This window comes from Rhizobium sp. BK456, from assembly GCF_014194045.1.
Classification (GTDB): Bacteria; Pseudomonadota; Alphaproteobacteria; order Rhizobiales; family Rhizobiaceae; genus Rhizobium; species Rhizobium redzepovicii.
Window position 1 is genome coordinate 149,487 of sequence record NZ_JACIAO010000003.1, and the last position, 14,775, is coordinate 164,261.

Consider the following 14,775-nt stretch of genomic DNA (forward strand, 5'->3'; position numbering starts at 1 on the left):
CCCTTTGTTTATTTCGCCATCTCGGCCAGCTGCGTCATGATAACAGCAGCGCCCTGCAAGCGCTTTTCCGGGGTCGGCAGGTCGCGAGTCAGGAACAGGCTGTGGTCGGGGCGGATCTTCGCCATGGCGCCCTGCTTGCCGATATAGCCGACAAGGTTGGCCGGGTTGGGGAATTCCTTGTTGCGGAACTGCACGACGACGCCCTTCGGGCCGGCATCGAGCTTTTCGACATTGGCGGTGCGGCAGAGGGACTTGATGTAAACGATCTTCAGGAGATGCTGGACCTCGATCGGCATCGGGCCGAAACGGTCGATCATCTCGGCGCCGAAGCCGTCGATTTCCTTGAGTTCGGTGATTTCGCCGAGGCGGCGGTAAAGCGCCATGCGCAGATGCAGGTCGGGGACGTAGCCCTCAGGGATCATCACGGTCGTGCCGACGGAGATTTGCGGCGACCAGCCGGTGTCGTGGATCTCGTCGACACCCTTGACCTCGGCGACCGCCTCTTCCAGCATCTGCTGGTAGAGTTCGAAGCCGACCTCCTTGATGTGGCCGGACTGCTCCTCGCCGAGCAGGTTGCCGGCGCCGCGGATATCGAGATCGTGGCTGGCGAGCTGGAAACCAGCACCGAGTGTATCCAACGACTGCAGCACTTTCAGCCGCCGGTCTGCCGTCGCCGTCAGCACCTTATTCACAGGCAGGGTAAAGAGCGCGAAAGCGCGCACCTTCGAGCGGCCGACGCGGCCGCGCAGCTGATAGAGCTGGGCAAGACCGAACATATCGGCACGGTGGACGATCAGCGTGTTGGCTGTCGGCACGTCGAGGCCGGATTCGACGATGGTTGTGGACAACAGCACGTCGTAGCGGCCTTCATAGAAGGCGTTCATGATGTCTTCGAGTTCGCCGGCCGGCATTTGGCCGTGGGCGACGGCGACCTTCAGCTCCGGCACGTCGGACTGCAGGAAGGCATGCACATCGGCGAGATCGGCCAGCCGCGGGCAGACATAGAAGCTCTGGCCGCCGCGATAGTGCTCGCGCATCAGCGTCTCGCGGATGACCAGGCTGTCGAAGGGCGAGATGAAGGTGCGCACCGCCATGCGGTCGACCGGCGGTGTGGTGATCAGCGACAATTCGCGCACCCCGGTCATGGCCAGCTGCAGTGTGCGCGGGATCGGCGTCGCCGACAGTGTCAGCACATGCACGTCGCTCTTCAGCTCCTTCAGCCGCTCCTTGTGCTTGACGCCGAAATGCTGCTCCTCATCGATGACGAGCAGGCCGAGATTGGCGAATTTGATGCCGGCGCCGAGCAGCGCATGCGTGCCGACGACGATATCGGTCTTGCCTTCGGCGACTTCCTTCTTGGTCAGCGCCAGCTCCTTGGCACCAACCAGGCGTGAGGCCTGCTGGATGCGCACCGGCAGGCCGCGGAACCGCTCGGAAAAGGTCTTGAAATGCTGGCGGGAGAGTAGTGTCGTCGGCACGACGATGGCAACCTGGACGCCGTTCATCGCGGCGACGAAGGCGGCGCGCAACGCCACTTCCGTCTTGCCGAAGCCGACGTCGCCGCAGACGAGACGGTCCATCGGCCGGCCGGCGCCGAGATCGGAGCGGACGGCGTCGATGGCGTTGTCCTGGTCCTCGGTCTCATCATAGGGGAAGCGGGCGGCAAATTCGTCGTAGAGGCCGTCCGGCGTCGTCAGAACAGGCGCGTGGCGCGTCAGCCGCTCGGCGGCGATGCGGATCAGCGCATCGGCCATGTCGAGCAGGCGCTTCTTCAGCTTGGCCTTGCGCATCTGCCAGGCGCCGCCGCCGAGCTTGTCGAGCTGCGCCTCGGTACCCTCGCCACCGTATCGCGAGAGAAGATCGATGTTTTCGACCGGCAGGAAGAGTTTCGCCTCGTCGGCATATTGCAGTTCGAGGCAGGCATGCGGCGCGCCCGCGGCCTCGATGGTCTTCAGCCCGATGAAGCGGCCGATACCGTGTTCGGCGTGGACGACGATCGAGCCCTCGTCGAGGCCGGCAACCTCGGCGATGAAATCGGCGGCGCGCTTGCGGCGCTTGGAGCGCCGCACCATGCGGTCGCCGAGAATATCCTGCTCGCCGATGACGACGAGATCGCCCGCCTCGAATCCGGATTCGAGATTGAGCACCGCGGCGGCCGCCTCGCCTTTCGCCAGCGAACCGAGATCCTTCAGCGCCTCGATCGGCTTGACCTTTTCCAGGCCGTGTTCGTTCAGCACCTGCAGCAGGCGCTCCAGCGAGCCTTCAGTCCAGGCGGTGACCAGCACCTTCGCGCCGGCAGCGCGGCGGTCGGCAATATGTTTGACGACGACGTCGAAAATGTTGATGCGCTCGGCATCGCCGCCGCCTTCGGCATTCGAGCGAGCCCAGCGCTGGCCTTGGCGGGCCTCGATATTGACGACGCGGCGCGCCTCGCCTTCGATTTCGTTGAAGGGGCTGATGCGGATCGCGCCGAGCGCGTCGAGGGTTTTGGCGAAAAGCTTGCTGTCGAGATAAAGCTGGCCCGGCGTCACCGGCTTGTACGGCGTGCCCTGCGCCATCTGGCCCTTGGCCGGCTGAGCGGAATTCAGCCGGGCGTCGTAATAATCGAAAACCAGCTTGGAGCGCTCCTCGGCTGCCTCACGCACCGTGTTGTCAGTGACGACACGGAAGCCGCTGAGATAATCGAAGACGGTATCGAGCTTCTCGTAGAAGAGCGGCAGCCAGTGCTCCATGCCCGGATAACGGCGGCCTTCGGAGACGGCGAGATAGAGCGCGTCGTCTCGCGTCGTCGCGCCGAAAGCCGAGAGATAATTCTTGCGAAAGCGGCTGATCGTATCCGGCGTCAGCGTCACCTCGCTCATCGGATTGAGATCGAGGGAGCGCACCTGGCCGGTCGTGCGCTGGCTGGCCGGATCGAAGCTGCGGATCGATTCCAGCGTATCGCCGAAGAAATCGAGGCGGACCGGTTCTTCAGAACCCGGCACGAAGACGTCGAGAATGCCGCCGCGCACGGCATATTCGCCGACCTCGCGAACGGTTGCGACGCGGTCGAAGCCGTTGCGCTCCAGGCGCCCGGCAAGATCGTCCATGCGCAACTGATTGCCGGGACGGGCCGAAAAGCTCAGACTTTCGATCACATCCTGGGGCGCCACCTTCTGCAGCATGGCATTGGCGGTGACGAGCACGATCGCCGCATGCGGCTTCTTCCGATGGGCGATGAGGCCACCGAGTGCGGCAAGCCGGCGGGCCGAGGTATCGGCGCTCGGCGAAACGCGGTCATAGGGCAGACAGTCCCAAGCCGGCAGGGTGAGAACCGGAATATCGGGGGCGACGAAGCCCAGCATCTGCTCGAGATCGGCCATGCGGTGGCCGTCTGATATGACATAGGCAACCGGCTCTCCCGCCCGGGCGAGTTCGGCCAGCAGCAGCGGTTCGAGGCCGACAGGCACATTGCCGATCGTCAGCGGCTCGGCAATGGCCGCAAGCTTCTTGGCATCAAAACTAGGGATCATTCCGGCGTCCTGAGGGGCTTGTCGAAATCGGGCGTATAGGCGGCAAGGCGGGCAAAGATCGGTGTCTGGAAACGCTCGGGAACAGGCCATGTTCCCATGATCCAGCGGACTAGGTCATTGTCTTCCTCAGCCATGATCGTCTCGAACTCGTCGAGCTCGGCTTCCGAAAGCGTCGCGATCTCGGCTTCGGCGAACTGGCCGAAGACCAGATCCATCTCGCGGATGCCGCGATGCCAGCAGCGGAAAAGGATCCGGCGGCGGCGCGGGTCGAGACCGGCACTCGTGAGCGTGACACCTGTCATGGCATTACCTTCCTGTTGATGCGCCTCTATAGACCCTGGAAAGCGGCTTGTCAGCCTTGCCAAGGCCGCATTGTTCATCGCATTTTGGCCGCATGCGCCCCGCCATTCTCGATCCTTTGTTTTCTCCCATTTCGGGCCTTCCTGGCGTCGGCCCGAAGATCGCCGAGCTGCTGATCAAGCTGCTCGGGCGCGAGACGGCGGAGGATTGTCGGGTCATCGACCTCCTCTTCCATGCGCCCTTTTCGCTGATCGACCGGCGCAATCAGCCGGGGATCGCCCGCGCGCCGCAGGGCGCGATCGTCACGATCACCGCCCGCGTCGATCGCCACCAGGTGCCGCAGCGTGGCAAGAGCAATGTGCCCTACCGGGTCTTTCTGCATGACGAGACCGGCGAATTGACGCTGGTCTTCTTCCGCGGCCAGGCAGCCTGGCTGGAAAAACAGCTGCCTGTCGATGCCGAGGTGACGGTCAGCGGCAAGGTCGACTGGTTCAACGGCCGCGCCTCGATGGTGCATCCGGACTACATCGTCAGGGCTGACGAGGCGGAGAACCTGCCGCTGGTCGAGCCGATCTATCCGCTCACGGCAGGGCTCTCGCCGAAGACATTGCGCAAGATCATCGATGCCGCCCTGCCGCGTTTTCCCGAGCTGCCGGAATGGATCGACCCGGCGCTGGCGCAGAAGCAAGGCCTGCCGTCGATCCGCGACAGTTTCCACATGCTGCACGAGCCGCGCGACCCCGCCGATATCGATCCGCAGGCCCCCGCACGACGGCGGCTTGCTTATGACGAGTTTCTCGCCGGCCAGCTGTCGCTGAGCCTGGTGCGCCAGAGGCTGCGCAAGGTGGCGGGCCAGCCGGTGCAGGCGACGGGCAAAGTCAGCGCCAAGATCCTGAAGTCCCTGCCCTTCTCGCTCACATCTAGCCAGAACGTGGCGATCGCCGAGGTTTTGAAGGACATGGCAGGCGCCGAGCGCATGCTGCGGCTGCTGCAAGGTGATGTCGGTTCCGGCAAGACGCTGGTGGCGCTGATGGCGATGGCGGCGGTGATCGAAAGCGGCGGCCAGGCCGTGCTGATGGCGCCGACCGAAATTCTGGCGCGGCAGCACCACGCGACGATCTCGAAATTCGCTGCCTCCGCCGGCCTCGGCATCGAGGTCCTGACCGGCCGCACCAAGGGGCGCGAACGGGAGGAGATCCTCGAACGCATTGCCTCGGGCGCCGCACAGATCGTCATCGGCACGCATGCGCTGTTCCAGGACAGCGTCGCTTACGCCAAGCTGATGCTGGCCGTCGTCGACGAGCAGCACCGTTTCGGCGTGCATCAGCGCTTGAGATTGACTGCCAAGGGCATCTCGCCGCACATGCTGGTGATGACGGCGACACCGATCCCGCGCACGCTGGTGCTTGCCGCTTTCGGTGACATGGACGTCTCCAAGCTCACTGAGAAGCCGGCCGGCCGCAAGCCGATCCAGACGATCACCGTGCCGATGGAAAGGACAGGCGAAATCGTCGGGCGGCTACAGGGTGCCCTTGCCGAGGGCAAGAAAGCCTACTGGATCTGCCCGCTGGTCGAGGAATCCCAGGAGCTCGACCTGATGTCGGCCGAGGAGCGGCATGCAACACTTGTTGCCACGCTCGGCCCCGATATCGGCCTCATCCATGGCCGGATGAGCGGGCCGGAAAAAGATTCGGCGATGATGGCGTTCAAGAACGGCGAGACCCGGCTTCTGGTCGCCACCACCGTCGTCGAGGTCGGCGTCGACGTGCCGGATGCGACGATCATGGTGATCGAACATGCCGAACGCTTCGGCCTGGCGCAATTGCACCAGTTGCGCGGCCGCGTGGGGCGCGGCGACGAGGCTTCGACCTGCATCCTGCTCTACAAGGGCCCGCTCGGCGAAACCGGCCATGCCAGGCTTTCGATCATGCGCGAGACCGAAGACGGTTTTCGCATCGCCGAGGAAGACTTGAAATTGCGCGGTGAAGGCGAGCTGCTCGGCACGCGCCAGTCCGGCACGCCGGGCTTCCGCATCGCCAGCCTCGAGGCGCATGCCGACCTCCTGGAAATCGCCCGCAAGGATGCCGCCTATCTGATCGAGCGCGATCCGGAGCTCACCGGCGACAGAGGAACGGCGATCCGCACCCTGCTCTATCTCTTCCGTCGCGACGAGGCGATCCGGTTCTTGAGAGCTGGATAAAGCGCGCCGCGGCGCACTTTAATCTTCCTTCCATGCATGTCGTTATCCCAAAACCGCCAAACACTTTTGGGCGACATGCATCAATCCGCCTTGGAAACCGCTACGGGCTTCGGCCGCGGCAGATGCTTCTGCTTCGGTTCGGAAGGCTTGTGCTCGGGGGCGACGAGTCCGCCCGAGATCAGGAACTTGGCGGCGTCTTCCGGGCTCATGTCGAGAAGGACGATCTTTTCGCGGGGCACGAAGACCAGGAAACCCGCCGTCGGCACCGGCGTCGGCGGCAGGAAGACGGCGACCATATCCTGACCCATGTCGTTGAACTTCGACGCGATCTCGCCCTTGGCGTCGGTGGCGATGAAGACCAGCGCCCAGAGGCCGGGACTGGGATATTCGATGAGGCCGACCTTCTTGAAGGAGTTCGCCTGTTCCTTCAGCACGGTTTCGAAAATCTGCTTCACGCTTCTGTAGACGGTGCGCACCAGCGGCATGCGCTGAACGACCGATTCGCCGAAACGAACGATGCTCTGTCCGATGAGGTTCTTGCCGAGGAAGCCGACAACGGTGATCAGCACGACGGCGGTCAGCAGGCCGAATCCGGGAATGGCGAAATTGAGGTAGCTTTCCGGATTCCAGCGCGCCGGAATATAGGGCCTTACCCAGCTATCGGACCAGTGGATGAAGGTCCAGGTCAGCCAGATGGTAATCGCGATCGGCGCGCAGATAATCAGGCCTGCGAGAAAATTATTCCTCAGCCGGGTCGCGACCGGCATTCTGGGGGTGTTGTCGGTCATCTCTCCTGATGAACTCCATCTCGGTCCTGGACAGGCCGGAACGCCGGCCCTTCCCCCTTGTCCGCCTGGTAAAACTGCCAGAATTCGGGGCGTCGCACAATATGTTTCGGCGCGAAGATCAGGTCGTTGCGGGCTTATTCCACGGTCACGGATTTCGCCAGATTGCGCGGCTGATCGACATCCGTGCCCATGAAGACGGCGGTGTGATAGGCGAGCAGCTGGATCGGCAGCGAGAAGATCATCGGTGCGATGATTTCGTCGACCACAGGCAGGGTGATCGTCGCCATGGTCGGCAGTTTCGAGGCGCTCGCACCGGCCTCGTCGGTGATGAAGATGATGCGGCCGCCGCGGGCTGCGACTTCCTGCATGTTCGAGATGGTCTTTTCGAAGAAGCGATCGTAAGGGGCGATGACGATGACAGGCATGTTCTCATCGATCAGCGCGATCGGCCCGTGCTTCAATTCGCCGGCGGCATAGCCTTCGGCATGGATATAGGAAATTTCCTTGAGCTTCAGCGCGCCTTCCATGGCGAGCGGAAAGCTGGTGCCTCGGCCGAGATAAAGCACGTCCTTGCATTTCGACAATTCGCGCGACAGGCTTTCCATCTGCGGCTGGATGAGGTTCAGCACCCGGCTCATGATGCGCGGCATTTCGGCGAGATGGCGCACCAGCGCCCTCTCCTCATCGGCGCTCACGGTGCCGCGCGCCTTGCCGGCGCCGATCGCCAGCGACGCCAACACGGCCAGTTGGCAGGTGAAGGCCTTGGTCGAGGCGACGCCGATTTCGGGGCCGGCCATGATCGGGAAGACGGCGTCGGATTCGCGGGCGATCGTCGATTCGCGGACATTGACGACGGCGCCGATCTTCAGGCCGTTGTCGCGGCAATAGCGCAGCGATGCCAGCGTATCGGCGGTCTCGCCGGACTGGGAGATGAAGAGCGCTGCCTGCGAGGGCGACAGCGGCATTTCGCGATAGCGGAATTCGGAGGCGACGTCGATCTCGACAGGCAGGCGGGCATAACGCTCGAACCAGTATTTGCCGACGAGACCGGCGAGATAGGCAGTGCCGCAGGCCGAGATCGCCAAGCCGGTCGCCGCCTTGAAATCGATCGCAGCGGCATTGGCGCCGATCGTGTTCTCGGCGAAATCGACGTAATGGCTGAGCGCATGGGAGATCACCTCCGGTTGCTCGTAGATTTCCTTTTCCATGAAATGGCGGTGGTTGCCCTTGTCGACGACATAGGCGGTCGCCTGCGAGATCTGGCGAGAGCGCTTGACCGGCTTTCCGGCGAAGTCGATAACGGCGACGCTGTCGCGTGTGATGACGGCGCAGTCGCCGTCGACCAAATAGGTGATGTCGTTGGTAAAGGGCGAGAGCGCAATCGCATCCGAACCGAGGAACATCTCGCCGCGGCCATAACCGACGGCAAGCGGCGGGCCGGAACGGGCGGCCATGATCGTACCAGGATCGGCCTTGAGCATGACGGCGAGAGCATAGGCGCCGGTCAGCCGGTTCAGCATCTGCAGCATGGCGGCGCGCGGCTCCAGGCCCTCGCGCAGGTATTTCGCCATCAGCTGGGCGACGACCTCGGTGTCGGTCTGCGTTTCGAAGACCGCGCCTTCGGCGGTCAGTTCGTCGCGCAGTTCGGAGAAATTCTCGATGATGCCGTTATGGACAACGGCGACACCTTCGACAAAATGCGGATGGGCATTGGTTTCATTGGGAACGCCGTGCGTTGCCCACCGCGTGTGGGCAATGCCGACCAGGCCTGGCAGCGGTTCGGCGTCGAGGCGCTTTTCCAGATTGAACAGCTTGCCCTCGGCGCGGCGGCGATCCATCACCCCCTCATGGATGGTGGCGACACCGGCGGAATCATAACCGCGATATTCGAGACGCTTCAGCGCATCGACCAGTCGCCCGGCAACAGGCTGAGTTCCGACGATCCCCACAATTCCGCACATGCAATATCCCCACAAGGCTCCGACAATCGAGGCCAGTCCTAACGATTCCCGCTTAGTTATCAATCACCTCGGCGGTCACTTTCAATTTCCGCCGGTTACGCAAAGCGGCTTCAGGCTTTAGCCTTCTTCGCGGCCTTGATGGCGAGCGCGCGCTCGCGCAGCAGTGTGGCCCGACCGGGCTTGATCTCCTGCCGGGCACGGCCGAGCGCCAGCGCATCGGCCGGGACGTCGGCGGTGATGACGCTGCCGGAGGCGATATAGGCGCCGTCGCCGATCGTCACCGGGGCGACCAGCGAGGAGTTGGAACCAATGAAGGCGTTTTCACCGATCACCGTCTCGGCCTTGTTGACGCCGTCATAATTGCAGGTGATCGTACCGGCGCCGATATTGCTGCCGGCGCCGATAACGGCGTCGCCGATATAGGTAAGATGGTTGACCTTGGCGCCGTCGCCGATCCGGCCGTTCTTGACCTCACAGAAATTGCCGACCTTCGAACCATTGGCGAGATCGGCACCTGGCCGCAACCGCGCGAAGGGGCCGACGGTCGCGCCTTGGCTGACATGGGCGCCTTCTATATGCGAGAAGGCATGGATGACGGCGCCGCCGTCGATCACAGCGCCGGGGCCGAAGACCACGTTCGGCTCGATCAGCGCATCCTGGCCGATGACGGTGTCGTAGGACAGAAAGACCGTTTCCGGCGCGATCATGGTGACGCCTGCCAGCATCATCTGGTGGCGGCGGCGCTCTTGCCAGAACCGCTCGATGACGGCAAGCTCAGCCCGGGTGTTGCAGCCGGTCATCTCGATCTCAGGGGCGTCGACGGCGGTGACGCGGCCGCCGAGCGAGCGGGCGATTTCGACGAGATCGGTCAGATAGAATTCACCCTTGGCATTGGCATTGCCGATGCGCGAGAGCAGATCGAGCGCCTTGCGGCCGTTGATCGCCATCAGCCCGCTGTTGCACCAGGTCACCGTGCGCTCAGCATCGGTCGCGTCCTTTTCCTCGCGGATGGCGATGAGTTCGCCGTCCTTGACGAGCAGGCGGCCGTAGCCTGTGGGGCGATCGGTGTGGAATCCGATGACGACGATATCGCTGCCTTCGGCAAGGCCCTGGCGGGCGGCCTTCAACGGCCCGTCGGTCTGCAGCGGCACGTCGCCATAGGTGACGAGAATATCGTCATAGCCCTTGGCGATCGATTCGCGCGCCGCCAGCACCGCATGGCCGGTGCCGAGGCGCTCCTTCTGCAGGCAGGATTCAATGCCGACGCCGCCAATGTGTGCTGCCTTTGCCACTTCCTCGGCATCGCGGCCGACGACGAGTGCAGCGGAGGAAATGCCGGCGGAGGCGACCGCCTCGACCACATGGGCGATCATCGGCCGTCCGGCGACCGGATGCAGCACCTTCGATTTCGAGGATTTCATCCGCGTGCTGTCACCGGCGGCAAGGATGACGGCAAGACAAGTACGTTCCATGATCTGCTCCGCGAATCCGCGCCATGAGGCGGCTTTGTTGCCTCATACTGCATAATTCCTGAAATCGGAATCGATTTTCGGGAAGTGCGCTTTGTGGATCGAAAGTCTTGCGGCGTGCTTTGCGCCCGGAAAAAGACGCGGGACGCGCGGAACAGAGCAGAGCCTTTACAGGTGTGAGATATCGGCTGAAATCGGCACGATGACTGTCTCCGAACCGCGGGCGGCGAACGCCTCGTGCACATGATGGCGGCCGTCCAGGATGACGAGTTCCATGGCGCGGCGCGCAGCAAGGCTGTCGCCGGAAACGATCGCGTCAACGATACGCATATGGGTGTCGGCGATATTGGCGAAGCCGTTTTCGGATGGCGGCGTGCTCATGCGGAACATGCCGACGAGGGCCGCTTCGATGAGGCTGCCCAAGGTGCGCATGAAGGGATTGTGCGAGGCCTCGGCGAGCGCCAGGTGAAAGTTAAGGTCGGCGAGCGCGAGGCTGTCGGCGGTATGGCCGCTCGCCGCCATCTCGAGCGCCAGCGCGCGCAGCGTCTCGATATCCTCGGCATTCGCCCGTTCGGCAACGAGACCGGCGGCGAAGGGTTCGATGGCGAGACGAATATCGTAGAGCTGCAGCAGAAACTCTTCCGTCACGCCGTTATCGAAGTGCCAGGCGATGATCTCGCTGTCGAACATGTTCCAGAAGTTCTTTTCGGTCACACGCGTGCCGACCCGCGCCTTGGCGACGACCATGCCCTTGGCGGCAAGCGTCTTCATCGTCTCGCGCAAGACGGTACGGGACACCTTGAAGCGCTGCGCCAGCTCGGTGTCGCCAGGCAGGATGGTGCCGACGGGATAGGTGCCGGCGACGATTTCCTTGCCGAGTTCGTCGACCACCTGTGCGTGGCTCGTCCGGGTTCTGCGCCCCGTCTTACGGGTCTCGTCCAATTTGTTGCGCAAGCGATCCCTCTCCCCTCAGGCGTACCTCTTGTTCAGACTGGAAACGAACAGGATGGCTTTCTGCATCAGGATGAATGCAAACAGCAAAAGCCCAATCAGAATCTTGGTCCACCAGCTCGACAGAGTGCCGTCGAAGGTGATGTAGGTCTGAATGAGCCCCTGGATCAGGATACCGATGAAGGTTCCCGCCACGAATCCCGCTCCTCCGGTCAGCAGCGTCCCCCCAATGACGACCGCCGCGATGGCATCGAGTTCGACACCGACTGCTGCAAGAGAATATCCGGCAGAGGTGTACAGCGAAAAAACGATCCCGGAAAGGCCTGCTAGAAAGCCCGACAGCGCATAAATCTGGATTGTCGTGCGTCCCACAGGCACGCCCATCAACCGGGCCGTCTGCGGGCCGCCGCCGAGCGCATAGACATTGGTGCCGAAGCGGGTGCGCTGGGCGATGAAAATGCCGACGGCAAAGACCAGAAGCATGATGGCGCCGATCAGCGTCAGCCGGCCGCCGCCGGGCAGGCGCCAATAGAGGCTCGTCAGCGTCGAATAATATTCGTGGTCGATCGGGATGCTGTCGATCGAGAGCACGAAGGCCATGCCGCGCGCCAGGAACATGCCGGCGAGCGTGACGATGAAGGCCGGCATTTCGAGATAGTGGATGATTGCGCCCATGACCGCGCCAAAGGCGGTGGTGATGACCAGCACCAGCGCGAAGGCCAGCAGCGGATGGATCGAGGTCTTCTGCAGGATCACCGCGAGGAAGACGCCGGTGAAGGCGATGATCGATCCGATCGACAGATCGATGCCGCCGGAGATGATGACGAAGGTCATGCCGACGGCGGCGATGCCGAGGAAGGCGTTGTCGGTCAGAAGATTGCCGATGACGCGGGTCGACAGCATGTTCGGATATTGCAGCGTGCAACCGGCATAAGCGAGCACGAAGATGACGATGGTCGCCAGCAGCGGCAGGTATTTGGAGTTCATTTCGACTGCTCCCTTCCGCCCTGCCGGCGGCTGGCGAAGATGGCGAGCGACTGCACCGCCGGCGACTGGATGACGAGGATGACGATAATGATGACGGCCTTGATGATCAGGTTGAATTCGGGCGGGAAGCCGGAGGACAGGATGCCGGTATTCACCGCCTGGATGATCATCGCGCCGATCAGCGATCCGAGGATGCTGAAGCGCCCGCCGAGCAGCGAATTGCCACCGACGACGACGGCGAGGATGGCGTCGAGTTCCAGCCAGAGGCCGGCATTGTTGGCATCGGCCCCCTTGATGTCGGCGGCGACGATGATGCCGGCGATCGAGGCGCAGAGACCGCTCAGCATGTAGACGGCCATCAGCAGGACCGGCGTCTGGATGCCGGAGAGCGTGCTGGCGCGGCGATTGATGCCGACGGCCTCGATCAGCATGCCGAGCGCCGTGCGGCGGACGAGCAGGATGACGAGCAAAGCGACGAGCAGCCAGATGACCACAGGCATCGGCAGGAGCGCCAAGGAACCGCTACCGAAGAAGGTCAGCCCGTCATCGTTGAAGGTGAGGATCGCGCCTTCGGTGATGAGCTGGGCGATGCCGCGGCCGGCGACCATCAGCACCAGCGTAGCGATGATCGGCTGGATATTGAGGACCGCCACCAGGAAACCATTCCAGACGCCGCAGGCAATGCCGATCGCCAGCGTCAGGACAATGGTGTAGGCCACTGAATTTCCGGTGACAATTGACAAGGCGGCGACGGCGCCGCAGATGGCGATGACGGCGCCGACGGACAGGTCAATGCCCTTGGTGGCAATGACCAGCGTCATGCCGATCGCCAGCAACGCCACCGGCGCGCCGCGATTGAGCACATCGATCAGGCTGCCGTAAAGCCGGTCGTTCTGAACAACCACATTAAAAAACTGCGGCGACGTGATGAAATTCAACAAAAGAATGACAACGAGCGCGATCAATTGCGGCGCCAGGCGATAAGCCAGCGCCTTCAGCGAGGACCTCATGCATCCTCCTTCTTATGTTCGGCGGCGGCAATGGCTTCGACAATGCCCGCCGCGGTGATACGTTCGCCGGTGAGTTCGGCGATATGCTGCCTGTCGCGAAGGACAATGACACGTGAACTATAGGCGACAAGCTCTTCAAGTTCCGAGGAAATCACGATCAGCGACATGCCTTCGGCGCAGAGTTGCTCAATGAGCTTGATGATCTCGGCATGGGCGCCGACATCGATGCCGCGGGTCGGCTCGTCGAGGATCAGAAACTTCGGATTGGTCGCCAGCCAGCGGGCCAGGATCGCCTTCTGCTGATTGCCGCCGGAGAGGAGCCGGATCGGCTTTTCGCGATCGGTGGTGCGGATATCGAGCGCCTTGATGTAGCGGTCGGCAAGCGCATTCTGCTCGGCGCGCGACAGCGGCCGGGTCCAGCCGCGGCGCGCCTGCAGCGCCAAGGCAATGTTCTCCCGGATCGACAGGTCGCCGATGATGCCATCGGTCTTGCGGTCCTCGGGGCAGAAGCCGAAACCTTTTTCGATGGCCGATCGCGGGCTGGAAAGCGTCACCGGCTGCCCGTCGATCGTGGCGCTGCCGCTGTCGGCATGCTCGATGCCGAAGAGAAGCTCGGCGGTTTCCGTGCGGCCGGAGCCGAGCAGACCGGCAACACCGACCACCTCGCCGGCGCGCACATCAAGATCGAAGGGCTTGACCTTGCCGCGTTTGCCGTAGCCGGCAAAACGATAGCGGACCTCGCCGGCCGCAAGGCTGTGCTCCCGTACCGTCTCCTCGACATGCGCCAATTCACGGCCGAGCATCATGGCGATCAGGCCCTGGCGCGGCAGATCGGCGACGTCGCGGGTGCCGACGAGCTTGCCGTTGCGCAGCACGGTGATCCGGTCGCTGATCGCATAGACCTGTTCGAGAAAATGGGTGATGAAGACGATGCCCAGACCGCGCTTCTTCAGGTCCTCGATGATGCGAAAGAGCAGCGCCACTTCCTGGTTGTCGAGGCTGGCGGTGGGCTCATCCAGGATCAGCACCTTGCCGGAAAGATCAACGGCGCGGGCGATGGCGACCACCTGCTGGACGGCGACGGAGAAGCGGCCAAGCTCGGCGGTGACGTCGATATCGATGCCGTAGCCGGTGAGCAGATCGCGCGCCTTGCGGTTCATCGCGCGCACGTCGGTCATGCCGAAACGCCTTGGCTGGCGTCCGAGAAAGAGATTTTCGGCGACGCTCAGATTGGCCAGCAGGTTGACCTCCTGGTAAACCGTGCCGATGCCGAGCTTCTGGGCGGCGAGCGTATTAGCCGGATTGATTTCCTGGCCGTCGAGGGTCAGGCTGCCCTCGTCACGATGATAAGCGCCGGTGATGCATTTGATCAGTGTCGATTTGCCGGCACCGTTCTCGCCCAGCAGCGCGTGCACCTCGCCCTTGCGCAGCGTGAAATCGACCTTGTCCAACGCCACTGCGCCGGGAAAGAATTTCGATATTCCGGAAGCCGCGAGAACGTTCTCGAAATCGTGAATCATAAGGGTCTGTTTTCCTGATATTGACGGCAAAAGCCGCGCCGCGGCCGGACATGACGTCCCAAGGAGGCAAGGCAGTT

At 63.0% G+C, this 14,775-nt stretch carries 10 protein-coding genes; 1 reads left to right on the forward strand and 9 read right to left on the reverse strand.

Going from position 1 to position 14,775, the window contains the following annotated elements:
• Nucleotides 1-8: 8 nt before the first annotated feature.
• On the reverse strand, nucleotides 9-3,512 hold the full coding sequence (gene mfd, locus FHX03_RS10330) for a transcription-repair coupling factor (RefSeq protein ID WP_183853537.1): 3,504 nt from the start codon (nucleotides 3,510-3,512) through the stop codon (nucleotides 9-11).
• Nucleotides 3,509-3,814, reverse strand: a complete 306-nt coding sequence (locus FHX03_RS10335) for a succinate dehydrogenase assembly factor 2 (RefSeq protein WP_049735505.1) — start codon at nucleotides 3,812-3,814, stop codon at nucleotides 3,509-3,511. Before FHX03_RS10335 ends, mfd begins: the two co-directional genes overlap by 4 nt.
• 92 nt (nucleotides 3,815-3,906) lie before the next feature.
• Between FHX03_RS10335 and recG the strand changes: the two genes are divergently transcribed.
• Nucleotides 3,907-6,012 (forward strand): ATP-dependent DNA helicase RecG, encoded by a 2,106-nt coding sequence (gene recG / locus FHX03_RS10340; RefSeq protein WP_183853539.1) that lies wholly within the window; start codon nucleotides 3,907-3,909, stop codon nucleotides 6,010-6,012.
• An 80-nt stretch (nucleotides 6,013-6,092) separates the two neighbouring features.
• Here the strand turns inward: recG and FHX03_RS10345 are convergent, their stop codons facing one another.
• From FHX03_RS10345 to ytfR, 7 genes are all read right to left on the reverse strand, one after another.
• Entirely contained in the window at nucleotides 6,093-6,800 is a 708-nt protein-coding gene (locus FHX03_RS10345) for a DUF502 domain-containing protein (protein WP_097628922.1), read from the reverse strand.
• A gap of 134 nt (nucleotides 6,801-6,934) precedes the next feature.
• Entirely contained in the window at nucleotides 6,935-8,761 is a 1,827-nt protein-coding gene (glmS, locus tag FHX03_RS10350) for a glutamine--fructose-6-phosphate transaminase (isomerizing) (RefSeq protein ID WP_183853541.1), read from the reverse strand.
• Nucleotides 8,762-8,871: 110 nt separating this feature from the next.
• The gene (gene glmU / locus FHX03_RS10355; protein WP_183853543.1) at nucleotides 8,872-10,233 is read right to left on the reverse strand and encodes a bifunctional UDP-N-acetylglucosamine diphosphorylase/glucosamine-1-phosphate N-acetyltransferase GlmU; all 1,362 of its coding nucleotides are present in this window, start codon (nucleotides 10,231-10,233) and stop codon (nucleotides 8,872-8,874) included.
• A gap of 165 nt (nucleotides 10,234-10,398) precedes the next feature.
• Nucleotides 10,399-11,184 (reverse strand): FadR/GntR family transcriptional regulator, encoded by a 786-nt coding sequence (locus FHX03_RS10360; RefSeq protein ID WP_097628925.1) that lies wholly within the window; start codon nucleotides 11,182-11,184, stop codon nucleotides 10,399-10,401.
• A 15-nt stretch (nucleotides 11,185-11,199) separates the two neighbouring features.
• The gene (yjfF, locus tag FHX03_RS10365) at nucleotides 11,200-12,168 is read right to left on the reverse strand and encodes a galactofuranose ABC transporter, permease protein YjfF (RefSeq protein WP_097628926.1); all 969 of its coding nucleotides are present in this window, start codon (nucleotides 12,166-12,168) and stop codon (nucleotides 11,200-11,202) included.
• Nucleotides 12,165-13,178, reverse strand: a complete 1,014-nt coding sequence (locus FHX03_RS10370) for an ABC transporter permease (protein WP_183853545.1) — start codon at nucleotides 13,176-13,178, stop codon at nucleotides 12,165-12,167. The genes yjfF and FHX03_RS10370 overlap by 4 nt, the downstream gene beginning before the upstream one ends.
• On the reverse strand, nucleotides 13,175-14,698 hold the full coding sequence (gene ytfR / locus FHX03_RS10375; RefSeq protein ID WP_183777703.1) for a galactofuranose ABC transporter, ATP-binding protein YtfR: 1,524 nt from the start codon (nucleotides 14,696-14,698) through the stop codon (nucleotides 13,175-13,177). The genes FHX03_RS10370 and ytfR overlap by 4 nt, the downstream gene beginning before the upstream one ends.
• Between the last annotated feature and the right edge of the window lie 77 nt (nucleotides 14,699-14,775).